This is a genomic window from Pseudomonas sp. REB1044 (assembly GCF_038813925.1).
Taxonomy (GTDB): domain Bacteria; phylum Pseudomonadota; class Gammaproteobacteria; order Pseudomonadales; family Pseudomonadaceae; genus Aquipseudomonas; species Aquipseudomonas boreofloridensis.
This window is the reverse complement of the sequence record NZ_CP046139.1, coordinates 806,342-822,994: the sequence shown is the minus strand read 5'-3', so window position 1 is coordinate 822,994 and position 16,653 is coordinate 806,342. Positions and strand designations below refer to the sequence as shown.

Below are 16,653 nucleotides of genomic sequence, written 5' to 3'. Positions count from 1 at the left end.
CCTCACACCACCCCTTGCGCCAACATCGCATCGGCCACCTTGACGAAGCCTGCAATGTTGGCCCCCTTCACATAATTGACCGAACCATCCGCCTCTTCCCCGTAATGCACGCACGCATGGTGAATCGACTGCATGATCGCGTGCAGCTTGCTGTCCACCTCGCCTGCGGTCCACAGCAGGCGCATGGCGTTCTGCGACATCTCCAGCCCCGACACTGCCACGCCGCCGGCATTGGACGCCTTGCCCGGTGCGAACAGCGTTCCGGACTCGATGAACAGGTCCACCGCCGCCAGCGTGGTCGGCATGTTGGCGCCTTCGGCCACGCACAGGCAGCCATTGCTCAGCAGCGCGCGGGCGTCCTCCAGGTCCAATTCGTTCTGCGTGGCGCACGGCAAAGCGATATCGCACGGCAGGCTCCAGGGCGTTTGGCCCTTGCGGAACTCAAGGCCAAAGCGCTCGGCCAGCTCGCTGATGCGACCGCGCTTGACGTTCTTGAGCGCCAACAGCGCATTCCACTGCTCGTCGTTCAAACCCGCTTCGCAGAACAGCGTGCCTTCGGAGTCGGACAGGGAAATGACTTTGCCGCCCAGGTCCATCACCTTGCGCGCGGCGTACTGGGCGACGTTGCCTGAGCCTGAAATCGCCACCCGGCGACCGTCGATGCGCAGGCCTTGGCGCTTGAGCATCTCTTCGGCGAAATACACGCACCCGTAGCCAGTGGCTTCGGGGCGGATCAGGCTGCCGCCGTAGGTCATGCCCTTGCCGGTCAGCACCGAGGTGAACTGGTTGGCCAGGCGCTTGTACTGGCCGAACAGGAAGCCGATTTCGCGGGCGCCGACGCCGATGTCACCGGCCGGTACGTCCAGGTCGGCACCGATGTGCCGGTACAGCTCGCTCATGAAGGCCTGGCAGAAGCGCATCACTTCGGCGTCGCTCTTGCCCTTGGGATCGAAATCAGAGCCGCCCTTGCCGCCGCCCATGGGCAACGAGGTCAGGGAGTTCTTGAACACCTGCTCGAAGGCCAGGAACTTGAGCACGCCCAGGTTCACCGACGGGTGGAAGCGCAGGCCGCCCTTGTACGGGCCGATGGCGCTGCTCATCTGGATGCGATAGCCACGGTTGACCTGCACCTTACCCTGGTCGTCGACCCACGACACGCGAAACAGCACCGCGCGCTCCGGCTCGACCATGCGCTCGAGAATGCCGGCCTGCAGGTAATGGGGGTTGGCTTCGAGGAACGGCCAGAGGCTGCGTAGCACCTCTTCGACGGCTTGGTGGAACTCGGGCTGGGCAGGGTCACGCTGCTTGAGGCGTGCGAGGAAATGGTCGACGGATTCGATCATGGTAGACATCTCACCAAGAGGATTGGACTTATTGATTTTTCCGGACTCTAGCAAGAAGCCATCGCACTGCAACAGGGCGAAATGTCGTTTTTTTGAATTTTTTTGGTGCAATTATATAAATGTATACAAATGCTACCGCGTTCTTGAGTACGCCACAGGCCCGCTCTGAAACGGCCTTTTCGGCTACAGTACCCCGCTGCAACGCCAACATATCCTTGCGGTCAGGCACAAAAACGGGGCCCTGAGGGCCCCATCCTTGTGCATCCGACGCTGGGTTACTGCGCCAGCTTCTTGTGCCGTACGCGGTGCGGCTGGGCAGCGGCGTCGCCCAGGCGCTTCTTGCGATCAGCTTCGTACTCGGTGTAGTTGCCCTCGAAGAACACCACGTTCGAGTCGTCTTCGTAGGCCAGGATGTGAGTCGCCACACGGTCCAGGAACCACCGGTCGTGGGAAATCACGATGGCCGCGCCTGGGAAGTCCAGCAGCGCTTCCTCCAGCGAACGCAGGGTTTCGACGTCCAGGTCGTTGGACGGTTCGTCGAGCAGCAGGACGTTGCCGCCCTCCTTCAGGGTCAGCGCCAGGTGCAGACGACCACGCTCACCGCCGGACAGGTCCTTGACGAACTTCTGCTGGTCGCCGCCCTTGAAGTTGAAGCGACCGACGTAGGTACGCGACGGAATCTCGTAGCTGCCGATGCGGATCTGGTCGGAGCCGTCGGAGATCTGCTGGAACACGGTCTTGGCACCGTCCAGGTCCTCGCGGCTCTGGTCGACGCAAGCCAGTTGCACGGTTTCGCCGATCTCGATGCTGCCCGAGTCCGGCTGCTCCTTGCCCATGATCATGCGGAACAGGGTGGATTTACCGGCACCGTTCCCGCCGATCACGCCGACGATGGCGCCCTTGGGCATGGCGAACGACAGGTTGTCGATCAGTACCCGATCGCCGTAGCCCTTGCTGACGTTCTTGAACTCGATGACCTTGTCGCCCAGGCGCGGACCGGCCGGGATGTAGATCTCGTTGGTTTCGCTGCGCTTCTGGAATTCCTGCGACTGCATTTCCTCGAAGCGCTGCAGACGGGCCTTGGACTTGGACTGGCGGGCCTTGGCGCCTTTGCGCACCCACTCCAGTTCTTCCTTCATGGCCTTCTCGTGGGCGCTCTGTTGCTTGGATTCCTGCTCCAGGCGCGAGGACTTGGCTTCCAGCCAGCCGGAATAGTTGCCCTCGTACGGAATGCCGGCGCCGCGGTCGAGCTCGAGGATCCAGCCCGCGACGTTGTCGAGGAAGTAACGGTCGTGCGTGATGGCGACCACGGTGCCGGGGAAGTCATGCAGGAAGCGCTCGAGCCAGGCCACCGAGTCGGCGTCCAGGTGGTTGGTCGGTTCGTCCAGCAGCAGCATGTCAGGGGCCGACAGCAGCAGGCGGCACAGGGCCACACGGCGCTTCTCGCCACCGGACAGGTGCTCGATGCGCGCGTCCCAGGCCGGCAGGCGCAGGGCGTCGGCGGCCACGTCCAACTGACGCTCCAGGTTATGGCCGTCGGCCGCTTGCAGGATGGCTTCGAGCTTGGCCTGCTCGGCGGCCAGCTTGTCGAAGTCGGCGTCCGGATCGGCGTAGGCGGCGTAGACTTCGTCCAGGCGCGCCTGGGCGTCCTTGATCACGCTGACCGCTTCCTCGACCACTTCACGCACGGTCTTGCTCGGGTCCAACTGCGGCTCCTGGGGCAGGTAGCCGACGTTGATGTCGGGCATCGGACGGGCTTCGCCGTCGAACTCCTTGTCCACGCCCGCCATGATCCGCAGCAGGGTCGACTTACCGGCGCCGTTCAGGCCCAGCACGCCGATCTTGGCGCCGGGGAAGAACGACAGGGAGATGTTCTTGAGGATTTCCCGCTTCGGCGGCACGACCTTGCTCAGCCGATGCATGGTGTAGACGTATTGAGCCATTCCAGGCACCTCGATGATGATGAGTGAATCCCGTTGAGCCGCGCCAGGACGCGTTGACGGCATGGGAGAGAACACGTGCCGCGCGCCTGGGCGCGCCAATGGAGGCCTACTGGCCCCGCTGCGCTCGGATGTCCTGGCGCTCGCAGCCAAGCCGGGCATTATGTCCGCCCCGCTGTGCCAACTCAACCGCGGCACCTGCACTGGGGCAAGGCGGCGCGGTGGCGTGAATCCAGCGCACGGCTGAACAGAGTGCCGCTGGCTACGTCACGTTCATGCCAGGAGCCCTCGAACGCCCGACCTCAGACGTGCCGCTGCCTGCCCTTGCCACGCGGCAGCCGCGACTGCCCTTGCTGCTCGGCCAAACGTGCGGCCCATTCGGCCTTGGCGCTGAACCCACCCGCGCGGGCCGGCGTCTGCACGGTCTTGCCAGCCGGTTTGCTGGCGGGCTTGGTCACCGCCTTGGGCGCTGGCGTGCCCTGAGCCGCGACGGCTGCAGCCACCGCCACTGGCTCGACCGCGGCCTTGGCCGACTTGCGCAGCTCGGCCAGCGATGGGCTCTTGCGCACCGCCGTCGCCGCCTCGGGCTTGGCGAACGAACGCTGACAGGATTTACACGACACCTGTTCGGTCACGGCCGTGCTGGCCAGCGTCTGGCTGCTGCGCCCGCAGGCGGAATCGAGACCATTGGTGGAATAGTGGGTAACCAAACCGAGCTTCTCCGATGCATTGACTATGAAACGGCCGGCATTCTCGCACAGCTTGCCCACCGTGCAGAACGCCACACCGTCCAGCGAATGGCGGTTTTAGGGGCTGGCACTTAGCCATAATCCAAGGCATGCTAGCCGCTTTCGTGCGACCGGCCTATAGTGCGCCACGGCGGCCTGCCGCGTGCATGCCTGCCCCTGCCTACGCCAGCCCAATCGCAGGACCAACGCTTGACCCACTTCATTCGACCGCCTATTGAGTCACCGGCGTCGCCCGCCTCGTTGCGTGGCTCGCTCAAGGGTGCGCTCGCCCTGCTGGCCCTGGTGCTGCTCGGTCTGCTGGCCTGGCAACTGTTCTCGCAGTTCCGCCAGACCCAGATCGACGTGCGCGAGCAGAGCGTGGCAACAGGCGAAGAGTTGGCCAATCACCTGACCTTGAGCATGGCTCTTGAGGCGCAACAGGCGATAAACCTGGTTCAGCCCTACGCCAATCCACCGTCGCCTGAAGCCCTTCCGGCGCTGCTGCAGTCCTTGCGCGAGCAACTGCCCAGCTTGCGCGACCTCGCCTGGCTGGACCGTGACGGGGCGATGCGCAGCGACAGCCTGAGCGCCAGCCCGGACCGCGAGGCCATCGAGCGCCTGCTGCGCCAGAGTCAGGGCGCCGGCTTCTTCTATGGCAATGCCGCCGACCACAGCCTGATCTACCTGCTGTTGCGCCAGTCCAGCGAGCCGACCTCTGGCTACTGGCTGCTGCGCCTGTCCAACGACTACTACCAGGTGCTGACTCGCCGATTCAATGGCGCCCGGCATCCGCTGTGGCTATTGGAGAACAGCCGCGATGGCAGTGTGCTCGACACCAGCGCGAGCGCGCGTGGCGATCTGTCGGCCCTGCACAGCATCCTGCTGACCTTCATCGACAACAGTACCTGGCAACTGCGCGGGCTCTACGACCCCAACGCTGTGCGCAACAAACTGCTGCCGCCGCTACTAGGCAAGAGCCTGCTGGTGCTGTTCTGCGCGATGCTGCCGGGCCTGGCGCTGATCAACATGCGCCGTCGCCACCGCGCCTTGCAGGAAGACCGTCGCCGCTATCAGGACATCTTCGACAGTACCGGCGTGGCCCTGTGCGTGCTCGACCTCTCCAGCCTGCCCGCTCAACTCGACCGTCACCACACGCGCAATCACACCGCGCTCAAGCACAGCCTGGCGCTGGAGCCGACCCTGCGGCGCAACCTGTTGCAGGAACTGAAAATCACCGAGATCAACCAGGTCGCCCGTCAGTTGCTCAACGTGTCCAGCAGCGAAGGGGCCTGGCAACGGCTGATCGAGGGCAGCGGCGAAGGCCGTGACAGCATCGGCATGCAACTGCTCGACGCCCTGATCGAGCAGCGTGCCCAGTTCGAGCTGGAAGTGCGCCTGCCCGCGCCCCGAGGCGGCGACCTGCACCTGTGGCTGATGGCCCGCCTGCCGCAGCAGCGCCGCGACTATCAGGCGGTGATCCTGAGCATCAGCGACATCACCAGCCGCAAGCAGGTGGAGCTGTCGCTGCTGGAGCGCGAAAGCTTCTGGTCGGACGTGGTACGCACCGTGCCCGACCAGTTGTATGTGCAGGACGTGCACAGCCGGCGCATGATCTTCAGCAATCGTCACCTCGGCCAGACCCTGGGCTACGACCGCGCGGAACTGGCGCAGATGGGCGATCACTTCTGGGAGGTGCTGCTGCACCCCGAGGACGCCGACCAATATCAGCGCCTGCGCCAGTTGCGCCGAGACACCGGCCATAGCCAATTGCTGCACTGCCAGTTGCGCTTCCGTCACCGCGACGGCAACTGGCGCTGCTACGAGATCCGCGAACAGGCGCTGACCCGCGACCCTGCCGGCCAGGTCACGCGGATCATCGGCGTGGGCAAGGACGTCACCGTGCAGATCGAGGCCAGCCAGTCGCTGCGCGACAGCGAGCAGCGCTACCGCATGCTCGCCGAGAGCATCAGCGACGTGATCTTCTCCACCGACAGCGCGCTGCAACTGAACTACATCAGCCCGTCGGTGCACAGCGTGCTCGGCTACTCGGTGGACTACATCTTCGAGAACGGCTGGCCGACGGTGGTGGCCAACCCAGCCCAGCTCAGCGGTATCCACGCGCTGATGGAGCGGCTCACCCAGGCGCTGGGCAACCGCGAGCAACTGCAGGCCCTGCGCAGCCAATTGCCGACCCAGGTGTTTCTGTTCGACTGCCTGCGCGCCGATGGCCGCAAGATTCCCATCGAGCTGCGCCTGGTGCTGGTGTGGGACGACCAGGAGCATTTCGAAGGCCTGCTCGGCGTGGGCCGCGACATCAGCCAGCAGCGCCGCGCCGAAAAAGACCTGCGCATGGCCGCGACGGTGTTCGAGCACTCCACGTCGGCGATCCTGATCACCGACCCGGCCGGGTTCATCGTCCAGGTCAACGAGGCCTTCAGCCGGGTCAGCGGCTACGCGCCGGACGAGGTGCTCGACCAGCGCCCGAACATGCTCACCGTCGAAGGCCAACAGGACGCCCACCTGGGCTATGTGCTCAAGCAACTCAACCAGCGCGGCACCTGGGAAGGCGAAGTGTGGCTCAAGCGCCGCAGCGGCGAGCATTACCCGGCGTGGGTCGGCATTACCGCAGTGCTGGACGAAGAACGCGACCTGGCCAGCTACGTGTGCTTCTTCACCGACATCAGCGAGCGCAAGGCCAGCGAACAGCGCATCCACCGCCTGGCCTACTACGACGCCCTCACCCACCTGCCCAACCGCACGCTGTTCCAGGACCGTCTGCACACCGCGTTGCAACAGGCCGAACGGCACAAGTCGTGGGTGGTGCTGATGTTCCTCGACCTGGACCGCTTCAAGCCGATCAACGACTCCCTCGGCCATGCCGCTGGCGACCGCATGCTCAAGGACATGGCCGAGCGCCTGCTGGCCTGCGTCGACGAAGACGACACCGTGGCGCGCATGGGCGGCGACGAATTCACCCTGTTGCTGCAACCGCGCAGCAGCCGCGAGATGGCCCTGAACCGGGCGATCCATGTGGCCGAGAACATCCTCGGCAGCCTGGTGCGGCCGTTCGTGCTGGAGAGCCGCGAATTCTTCGTCACCGCCAGCATCGGCATCGCCCTGAGTCCGCAGGACGGCAACGAGCTGAGCCAGTTGATGAAGAACGCCGACACGGCCATGTACCACGCCAAGGAGCGCGGCAAGAACAACTTCCAGTTCTACCAGGCCGACATGAACGCCAGCGCCCTGGAGCGCCTGGAGCTGGAGAGCGACCTGCGCCACGCGCTGGAGCAGAACGAGTTCATCCTCTACTACCAACCGCAGTTCAGCGGCGACGGCAAGCGCCTGACCGGCGCCGAGGCGCTGCTGCGCTGGCGTCATCCGCGTCGCGGCCTGGTGCCGCCGGGCGATTTCATCCCGGTGATCGAGGAGCTGGGGTTGGTGGTGGATGTCGGCGACTGGGTGCTGCGTGAGGCCTGCCGCCAGCTCAAGGCCTGGCACAAGGCCAAAGTGCGGGTCCCGAAGGTGTCGGTGAACATCTCCGCACGGCAGTTCTCCGACGGCCAGTTGGGCACGCAGATCGCCAGCATTCTCGAGGCCACCGGCCTGCCGCCGGCCTGCCTGGAGCTGGAACTGACCGAGAGCATCCTGATGCGCGAGGTCAACGAGGCCATGCACATCCTCGACAGCCTGAAGAACCTGGGCCTGAGCATCGCGGTGGACGACTTCGGTACCGGCTATTCGTCGCTCAACTACCTCAAGCAGTTCCCCATCGATGTGCTGAAGATCGACCGTACCTTCGTCGACGGCCTGCCCGAGGGCGAGCAGGACGCGCAGATCGCCCGGGCGATCATCGCCATGGCCCACAGCCTCAACCTGGCGGTGATCGCCGAGGGCGTGGAGACCCACGAGCAGTTGGAGTTCCTGCGCGAGCACGATTGCGACGAAGTGCAGGGCTACCTGTTCGGTCGGCCGATGCCGGCGAACCAGTTCGAAGCCCAGTTCAGCAACGAAACGCTGTTCATGTTCCAGTAACGTGAGACCCCATCCCGCCCCGCTCGCTCTCGGTAGGAGCGGCCTTGTGTCGCGATCGGGCGCGAAGCGGCCGTCATTCGAGCACCGCCGTGTGTCAAGCAGTCCCGCGTCGTCTGCTTGGCCGCCGCTGCCACGAAGCATGCTGGATTCTGCAAAGGCTGCCCAGGATCCTGAACACCTTTGCGCCGCGACATGACGCCACTTCATGTGCCAGCCCCGGAGCAATGGGTTAGAATGCCACCCCACTTCAGCCCCGATCCTTGAGGACCGCCATGTTCAGCCGTGATTTGACCATTGCCAAGTACGACGCCGAGCTCTTCGAAGCCATGCAGCAAGAAGCCCTGCGCCAGGAAGAGCACATCGAGCTGATCGCTTCGGAAAACTACACCAGCCCAGCGGTCATGGAAGCCCAGGGTTCGGTTTTGACCAACAAGTACGCCGAAGGCTATCCAGGCAAGCGTTACTACGGCGGCTGCGAGTACGTCGACGTGGTCGAACAGCTGGCCATCGACCGCGCCAAGCAACTGTTCGGCGCCGACTACGCCAACGTTCAGCCGCACGCCGGTTCCCAGGCCAACGCGGCGGTCTACCTGGCCCTGCTGTCGGCCGGCGACACCATCCTGGGCATGAGCCTGGCCCACGGCGGCCACCTGACCCACGGCGCCAGCGTGTCGTCCTCGGGCAAGCTGTACAACGCCATCCAGTACGGCATCGACGGTAACGGCCTGATCGACTACGACGAAGTGGAGCGTCTGGCGCTCGAGCACAAGCCGAAGATGATCGTCGCCGGGTTCTCCGCCTACTCCCAAGTGCTGGACTTCCCACGCTTCCGCGCCATCGCCGACAAGGTCGGGCCTACCTGTTCGTCGACATGGCCCACGTTGCCGGTCTGGTCGCAGCAGGCGTCTACCCCAACCCGGTGCCGTTCGCCGACGTGGTCACCACCACCACCCACAAGACCCTGCGCGGTCCGCGCGGTGGCCTGATCCTGGCGCGCAAGAACGAAGAGATCGAGAAGAAGCTGAACTCCGCCGTGTTCCCAGGCGCTCAAGGTGGCCCGCTGGAGCACGTCATCGCGGCCAAGGCGATCTGCTTCAAGGAAGCGCTGCAGCCTGAATTCAAGGCCTACCAGCAGCAAGTGGTGAAGAACGCCCAGGCCATGGCCAGCGTGTTCATCGAGCGCGGTTTCGACGTGGTGTCCGGCGGTACCGAGAACCACCTGTTCCTGCTGTCGCTGATCAAGCAGGAGATCTCCGGCAAGGACGCGGACGCCGCCCTGGGCAAAGCGTTCATCACCGTGAACAAGAACTCGGTGCCGAACGATCCACGCTCGCCTTTCGTCACCTCCGGCCTGCGCTTCGGTACTCCGGCCGTCACCACCCGTGGCTTCAAGGAAGCCGAGTGCCGCGAACTGGCCGGCTGGATCTGCGACATCCTCGCCGACCTGAACAACGAGGCAGTGATCGACGCCGTGCGTGAAAAGGTCAAGGCCATCTGCAAGAAGCTGCCGGTCTACGGCAACTGATCGCAGGCTACGCCTGAGGGCCGCTCCTGCGGCCCTTAGCTGACACGAAGCCGCTGCCGTCCACGCAGCGGCTTCGTCGCATCCGGGCAATGCCCGCCCCTTCCTCCCTGCATCCGCCTGCCTGAGCATCCCGATCGAATGGTCGCTGCACCAGCGTCCAATGATCGAAGGCAATCCCCATGCTCAGCCACCGCCAACAATCCTTCCTCGCCACCCTGCACCTGCAGGATCGCCCCCTTAATACGCTCGATGCACTGCTCGGCAAACCTGCGTGGGTCAATTGGTTCGGCAACGCCTCGACCTTGCCGCAACTGGTCAGCACCGTGCGCAATGACTCCTCGATGCTCAGTTGCCAGCCGGGCGTCGGCAACGACGCGGTGCTGCTGTACTTCCGCCACAGTCCGGGCGGCTACCGCCTCTACTCGCGCACTCCCGGCGAGCACTTCGGCAAGGGCGTGCGGTTGTACGGGCATGGCCATCTGGGCCTGGGGTCGGTGACTCAGCACGAGCCCTGCCTGCTGACGCTGCAAACGCCGCAGGGCGGTGCGGTGATGCTGGACCGATGGGTCGGGCCTCGGCACCCGGTGGTGCTGAGCACTGAGCAAGGCCACGTCCATCCGCGACGACGGCCCAGCTCCGCGTTCGAATACCTCAGCGGCCAAGGCCTCACGCCGCTCACCTGGACCTTGACCCTCATCGAGCGTGAGGTGCCGTGGCTCGATAGCCCGCAAGAGGTGTGAGCGAGTGGTCAACGGAACCCCTTCCGACTTCGCCGCGCACGCCCCGCTTCGTACCGTTCAGCTCCCTTTCTAGGAGAGCAAGCGCATGTCCAAGCAGCGTTCATTCATCGCCACCCTGTCATTCAATGGGCAGCCCCTGAACGGCTTTGCCGAATCGACCCGTGGGCCGGTTGTCCTGGAGACACCCGGCACCCTTCCAGCCACGACGGTCGATGGCGACAAGGCACTGGGCTATCTGGACGGCAGCGAAAGCGACTTCGCCCACGGCCAGGAAATGGGCCTGATCACCTTCGAAAAGGCCCCGCAGCCCGCGCCGCTGCGGCTGTACTTTCGCGACAGCGAACGTGGGTACCGGATTTATGTACGCGGCGGTGTCTTGCATGGCCAGGGTGTGTTCGTCGCACAGTCCGGGCTGGTGGAGATCAACCCCGTCGAGCGACACGATCCGACCTGCTGGCAGATCGACGAGCTGAACGGCGGTGCACCCCTGGACGTGCTCCAGCAGGCCGGCGATACGCTGCGCGTGACGATGACCAGCGAAGCCGGGCACAGCCTCTATACGCAGTTGCTGTACCCGGTCGGCGGCTTCCTGGCGTGCCTGCCGCAGGCAGAGCCCTCGTGCTTCGGTCTGACGATCCTCGAGCGCGAGGTCGACTGGCTCAGCGCTAGCTGAAAGCACCAGACAGCCAAGCTTCGCGGCTCCGGAGCCCTCAGCGGCCGAGCGCTGCGAAGCCTTCGCGGATCTTCTCCTGGGGCAGCTCGTCGCCGATGAACACCATCACGCTTTCCCGTGCCTCGCCGTCCTGCCACGGGGCATCCCAATCGAAACCGTAGAGCTTGAGCACGCCCTGGAACACCAGGCGGCGATCTTCGCCGGCGATGTTCAGCACCCCCTTGTAGCGCAGCAACTGCTTGCCGTGCGCTTCGAGCAACCCATTCATGAAGTCGCTGAGCTGGTCGATGTCCAGCGCCATGTCGCTGCGCAGCACCAGGGTGGAGATACGGTCCGGGGTGGCGGGCTTCAACACGGGGCGCAGCGTCGGCTTGAGGCTGGCGCCCAGGTCCGGGTTGAGGTTGAAACCGCGCACATCGAGCAACTCGGCCAATTCGATGCGACCTTGCTCGACCACCCGCAACTGCGCGCGGCCGTTGATGCGCGCCAGCCGCTCACGCAGCGCCTCCACCGCCGCCGGTTCGACCAGGTCGGTCTTGCTCAGCAGCAAGCGGTCGGCAAAGCCCACCTGGGCCTGGGCGATGGCCTGGGTCAGGTGGAACTCGGCGTGCTTGGCATCGACCAGGGTGATGATGCCGTCGAGGATGTAGCGATCGCGCAGCTCTTCATCGATGAAGAAGGTCTGGGCCACCGGCGCCGGATCGGCCAGGCCGGTGCACTCGATCACCAGACGGTCGAAGGCGATTTCGCCCGCGTCCAAGCGCTCGAGCAGCAGGTACAGCGCACGGGTCAGGTCGCCGTGGATGCTGCAGCACACGCAGCCGTTGGCCAGTGTCATCACCTGTACCGGTTCGTCGCCCAGCAGTTGGCTGTCGATGCCAGCGTCGCTGAACTCGTTCTCGATCACGGCGATCTTCAGGCCGTGCTCGGCCTTGAGCATGTGCTTGAGCAGGGTGGTCTTGCCAGCACCGAGAAAGCCGGTGAGCACGGTAACGGGAATGGGGGTATGCACGCGTTTGCCTCCTTGAAGCCGAAAAAGACTGTGGGAGCCTGCTTGCGCGGGCTCCCACAGGGTCAGGCAGGGTAGCGACTCAACAGCACTTGGGCCCGGACTTGCCACCGTAGCGGGCTTCCTGGCGTTCGCGGAAGAACGCCTCGTAGCTCATCACCGGCTGGTCCGGATGGGTCTTTTGCATGTGCTCGACATAGTTGTCGTAGTCGGGCATGCCGACCATCAGCCGAGCGGCTTGCCCCAGGTACTTACCCAGTCGTCCCAGGTCGTTGAACATCGCAGCGGTCCTCTCAAGCGTCAGGCAGAGCCTGGAACGGGGTTTCCTTGTCGCTGCGCTCCTTGCGGCCGAGGGCGGCGATGCCGACCTTGATGGCGAAGAACAGCACGCTGAACACCACCACCAGGAACAGGATGGTGAGGCCGGCGTTGGTGTAGGCGTTGAAGATCACGTGCTGCATCTGCCCGATGTCCTTGGCCGGGGCCAGCACCTGGCCGGCGTCCAGCGCGGTGCTGTACTTTTTGGCCAGGGCCAGGAAGCCGACGGCCGGGTTCGGGTCGAACAGCTTGATCAGACCCGCGGTGGTGGTGCAGATCAGCAGCCACAGCGCCGGCATCAGGGTGACCCAGATGTAGCGCTCGCGCTTCATCTTGATCAGCACCACGGTGCCGAGCATCAAGGCGATACCTGCCAGCATCTGGTTGGAGATGCCGAACAGCGGCCACAGCGTGTTGATGCCGCCCAGCGGATCGATGACGCCCTGGTACAGCAGGTATCCCCACAGCGCCACGCAGCCGGCGGTGCCGATCAGGTTGGCGGTCCACGACTCGGTGCGCTTGAGCGCCGGCACGAAGCTGCCCAGCAGGTCCTGCAGCATGAAGCGTCCGGCGCGGGTGCCAGCGTCCACGGCGGTCAGGATGAACAGCGCTTCGAACAGGATCGCGAAGTGGTACCAGAAGGCCATGGTATTTTCACCCGGCAGCACCTGGTGCAGGATCTGCGCGATCCCCACCGCCAATGTCGGCGCGCCCCCGGCACGGGCCAGGATGGTGTGCTCGCCGATGTCACGGGCGGTCGCCTCGAGCTGTTCGGGGGTGATGGTGAAGCCCCAACTGCTGACCGTCTGCGCCACCGCCACCACGTCGCCACCGACCACGGCCGCCGGGCTGTTCATGGCGAAGTACACGCCCGGTTCGATGACCGACGCCGCGACCATGGCCATGATCGCCACGAACGACTCCATGAGCATGCCGCCGTAGCCGATGTAGCGGGCGTTGGTTTCGTTGTCCAGCAGCTTGGGCGTGGTGCCCGAGCTGATCAGGGCATGGAAGCCGGACACCGCGCCGCAGGCGATGGTGATGAACAGGAACGGGAACAGGGTGCCCTTCCACACCGGGCCGGTGCCGTCGGTGAACTGGGTCAGGGCCGGCATTTTCAGCTCGGGCGCAATGATCAGAATGCCGATGGCCAGGCCGATGATGGTGCCGATCTTGAGGAAGGTCGACAGGTAGTCACGCGGCGCCAGCACCAGCCACACCGGCAGCACGGCAGCGACGAAACCGTAGCCGACCAGCATCCAGGTGATCTGCACGCCGGTGAAGGTGAACGCCGGACCCCAGGTCGGATCCGCCGCGATCACACCGCCCAGCCAGATGGAGGTGAGCAGCAGGACCACGCCGATCAGCGAGATCTCGCCAATGCGCCCCGGGCGGATGTAGCGCATGTAGATGCCCATGAACATGGCGATCGGGATGGTCGCCATCACCGTGAACATGCCCCATGGGCTCTCGGCCAGGGCCTTGACCACGATCAGCGCCAGCACCGCGAGGATGATGATCATGATCAGGAAGCAGCCGAACAACGCGATGGTGCCGGGGATGCGGCCCATCTCCTCGCGCACCATGTCGCCCAGCGAGCGGCCATTGCGGCGGGTGGACAGGAACAGCACCATGAAGTCCTGCACCGCACCGGCCAGGACCACGCCGGCGATCAGCCACAGGGTGCCCGGCAGATACCCCATCTGCGCGGCCAGGACCGGGCCGACCAGGGGACCGGCGCCCGCGATGGCGGCGAAGTGGTGACCGAAGAGGATGTGTTTGTTGGTCGGGACGTAGTCCAGGCCGTCGTTGTTGAGGACCGCCGGGGTGGCCCGGCGCGGATCGAGTTGCATCACTTTGGTGGCGATGAACAGGCTGTAGTAACGGTAGGCGACCAGGTAGATGGCCACTGCCGCGACCACGATCCACAAGGCATTGATCGCTTCACCGCGACGCAGGGCGACCACACCCAGCGCGCAGGCTCCTATGATTGCCAGCGCCAGCCACGGAATGTGGCGGAGCAGGCTATTATTGTTGTTCATGGTTGGCTTCCAGCTGGTGAATTGGAATGAGACCGCCTTTCGAGTCTAGAGCCAGTCATTGCGCATTGCCATACTTGCTTTGGTCTAGAGCCTCTGCGAGCCGATTACGCCCCTCTACTTTCCCCCAGGCCGAACGCCGAGGACTGTCCCATGAGCGACCATGACGAGCGTCGACGTTTCCAGCGCATCGCCTTCGATGCCCCCACCGAGTTGCGCCAGGGCGAGCGCCGTTGGCCGGTGACCCTGCTCGACCTCTCCCTCAAAGGCCTGCTGGTGGAGCGACCCGAAGCCTGGGAAGCGGACTTGAGCCAGGATTTCGAAGCCATCATCCACCTGGACAAGGCCACCGAGGTGAGGATGCAGGTCGAACTTCGCCACGAAGAGCCTGAGCGACTCGGTTTCATCTGCCTGTACATCGACCTGGAATCCATGTCCCACCTGCACCGACTTGTGGAATTGAACCTGGCCGACAGCACCGAAATGATGCGCGAGCTGCGCGAACTGATCGAATATTGAAATCTGTTAGCTCGCTAAGCATCTAGCCGCGTCGCAAAACCTGCCTAACCAGACAGCTTTAAATGGGGTGTATGGTTTTTTGTACACACCCCTCTGGCACCGTCTCCCTCACCTGGAACGCATTCTGCATTAGCGCTAGGCACCCCTTCCTGGCGCTCCTGGGGCGGCTTGATCAAAATATTGTATACAATTCATGTAGCAATGATTTGTAAGAGCTGTCTACAGTAGCGGCACAACAATAAACAGAGAGCCTGCTCCCATGACCACGTCTCACAGCACGTCTCCCGCCCGGCGCCCCGAGGACGAAAACCTCGGCGTCGGGGCCAACCTGGCCTACGGCCTGCAGCACGTCCTGACCATGTACGGCGGCATCGTCGCCGTACCGCTGATCCTTGGCCAGGCGGCGGGACTGGCGCCGGCGGAGATTGGCTTGCTGATCGCCGCCTCGCTGTTCGCCGGTGGCCTGGCAACCTTGCTGCAGACCCTCGGCCTGCCGTTCTTCGGCTGCCAGTTGCCGCTGGTGCAAGGGGTGTCGTTCGCCGGCGTGGCGACCATGGGCGCGATCCTCGGCAGCCAGAATGGCGGCGGCATGCCGGCCGTGCTCGGCGCGGTGATGGCCGCCTCGCTGATCGGCCTGCTGATCACCCCCGTGTTCTCGCGCATCACCCGCTTCTTTCCGCCGCTGGTGACCGGCATCGTCATCACCACCATCGGCCTGACCCTGATGCCGGTGGCCGCGCGCTGGGTGATGGGCGGCAACAGCGCCGCCGCCGATTTCGGCAGCATGGCCAACGTCGGCCTGGCGGCTCTGACCTTCGCCATCGTGCTGCTGTTGAGCAAGCTGGGCAGCGCCAGCATTTCACGCCTGTCGATCCTCCTGGCGATGGTCGCCGGCACCTTGATCGCCTGGGCGCTGGGCATGGCCGACTTCAGCAAAGTGGGCGACGGCCCGCTGCTGGCCTTCCCCACGCCCTTCCACTTCGGCCTGCCGACCTTCCATATCGCCGCGATCCTGTCGATGTGCATCGTGATCATGGTGACCTTGGTGGAAACCTCGGCGGACATCCTCGCCGTGGGCGAGATCATCGACACCAAGGTCGATTCCCGGCGCCTGGGCGACGGCCTGCGCGCGGACATGGCCTCGAGCATCCTGGCGCCGATCTTCGGCTCCTTCACCCAGAGCGCGTTCGCCCAGAACGTCGGCCTGGTGGCGGTGACCGGGGTGAAGAGCCGCTATGTGGTGGCCACCGGCGGGCTGATCCTGGTGGTGCTCGGTCTGCTGCCGATCATGGGCCGGGTGATCGCCGCTGTGCCCACACCCGTGCTGGGCGGCGCCGGCATCGTGCTGTTCGGCACGGTGGCGGCCAGCGGCATCCGTACCCTGTCCAAGGTGAGCTACACCAACAACGTCAACCTGATCATCGTCGCCGCCTCGCTGGGCTTCGGCATGATCCCCATCGCCGCGCCAAACTTCTACCACCAGTTCCCCGGCTGGTTCGAGACCATCTTCCACTCTGGCATCAGTTCGGCGGCGATCATGGCCATCGTGCTCAACCTGATCTTCAACCACCTCAAGACCGGCAACTCGGACCAGCAGTCGGTGTTCGCCGCCGGCTACGAGCGCACCATCCAGTACTCGGACATCTCGCAGTTGCGTGACGGCGACTACTTCAAGGACGGCAAGCTGTTCGATGCCGAGGGCCACGAAGTGCCGGTGAAGAACGAGGCCGAGCCGGGCGCTCGGGGCCGGCGGCGCAAGGTGGTGGCGGAGCATTGAAGCCGCCCGC

General features: G+C 64.7%; 11 protein-coding genes and 1 pseudogene. 6 read left to right on the top strand and 6 right to left on the bottom strand.

The features are described 5' to 3' along the window. Positions 1-2 precede the first annotated feature (2 nt). The 3 genes from gdhA to GKC70_RS03835 all read right to left on the bottom strand — a co-directional run bounded on the left by gdhA (position 3) and on the right by GKC70_RS03835 (position 3,993). Positions 3-1,343, bottom strand: a complete 1,341-nt coding sequence (gdhA, locus tag GKC70_RS03845; RefSeq protein ID WP_116889218.1) for an NADP-specific glutamate dehydrogenase — start codon at positions 1,341-1,343, stop codon at positions 3-5. A gap of 275 nt (positions 1,344-1,618) precedes the next feature. Further along, positions 1,619-3,286, bottom strand: a complete 1,668-nt coding sequence (gene ettA, locus GKC70_RS03840; RefSeq protein WP_039580317.1) for an energy-dependent translational throttle protein EttA — start codon at positions 3,284-3,286, stop codon at positions 1,619-1,621. 299 nt (positions 3,287-3,585) lie between these two features. Then, the gene (locus tag GKC70_RS03835) at positions 3,586-3,993 is read right to left on the bottom strand and encodes a hypothetical protein (RefSeq protein WP_342650497.1); all 408 of its coding nucleotides are present in this window, start codon (positions 3,991-3,993) and stop codon (positions 3,586-3,588) included. Positions 3,994-4,221: 228 nt separating this feature from the next. Here GKC70_RS03835 and GKC70_RS03830 point away from each other — a divergent pair, with 228 nt between their 5' ends. From GKC70_RS03830 to GKC70_RS03815, 4 genes and pseudogenes are all read left to right on the top strand, one after another. Continuing rightward, a complete protein-coding gene (locus GKC70_RS03830) occupies positions 4,222-8,043 on the top strand; it encodes an EAL domain-containing protein (RefSeq protein WP_342650496.1) in 3,822 nt (1,273 codons plus the stop codon). Between the two features lie 272 nt (positions 8,044-8,315). Then, positions 8,316-9,568 (top strand): annotated as a pseudogene (glyA, locus tag GKC70_RS03825) (serine hydroxymethyltransferase). Positions 9,569-9,747: 179 nt separating this feature from the next. Further along, positions 9,748-10,308, top strand: a complete 561-nt coding sequence (locus GKC70_RS03820) for a hypothetical protein (RefSeq protein WP_342650495.1) — start codon at positions 9,748-9,750, stop codon at positions 10,306-10,308. Positions 10,309-10,393: 85 nt separating this feature from the next. Further along, on the top strand, positions 10,394-10,981 hold the full coding sequence (locus GKC70_RS03815; protein WP_342650494.1) for a hypothetical protein: 588 nt from the start codon (positions 10,394-10,396) through the stop codon (positions 10,979-10,981). 37 nt (positions 10,982-11,018) lie between these two features. Here GKC70_RS03815 and yjiA read toward each other — a convergent pair whose 3' ends face one another. The 3 genes from yjiA to GKC70_RS03800 form a co-directional block, all read right to left on the bottom strand. Continuing rightward, a complete protein-coding gene (gene yjiA, locus GKC70_RS03810) occupies positions 11,019-11,993 on the bottom strand; it encodes a GTPase (RefSeq protein ID WP_342650493.1) in 975 nt (324 codons plus the stop codon). Positions 11,994-12,072: 79 nt separating this feature from the next. Further along, positions 12,073-12,270, bottom strand: coding sequence for a YbdD/YjiX family protein (locus GKC70_RS03805; RefSeq protein ID WP_029614786.1), 198 nt, complete (start codon positions 12,268-12,270; stop codon positions 12,073-12,075). A gap of 13 nt (positions 12,271-12,283) precedes the next feature. Then, complete coding sequence (locus tag GKC70_RS03800) at positions 12,284-14,350, bottom strand: carbon starvation CstA family protein (RefSeq protein ID WP_342650492.1); 2,067 nt, start codon at positions 14,348-14,350, stop codon at positions 12,284-12,286. A 150-nt stretch (positions 14,351-14,500) separates the two neighbouring features. Between GKC70_RS03800 and GKC70_RS03795 the strand changes: the two genes are divergently transcribed. Together GKC70_RS03795 and GKC70_RS03790 are read left to right on the top strand one after the other, a co-directional pair. After that, positions 14,501-14,866 carry a PilZ domain-containing protein gene (locus tag GKC70_RS03795; RefSeq protein ID WP_116889222.1) on the top strand — a complete coding sequence of 122 codons (366 nt, stop codon included), beginning with the start codon at positions 14,501-14,503 and terminating at the stop codon, positions 14,864-14,866. 259 nt (positions 14,867-15,125) lie between these two features. Then, a complete protein-coding gene (locus tag GKC70_RS03790) occupies positions 15,126-16,643 on the top strand; it encodes a nucleobase:cation symporter-2 family protein (RefSeq protein WP_342650491.1) in 1,518 nt (505 codons plus the stop codon). The last annotated feature ends 10 nt before the right edge of the window (positions 16,644-16,653 follow it).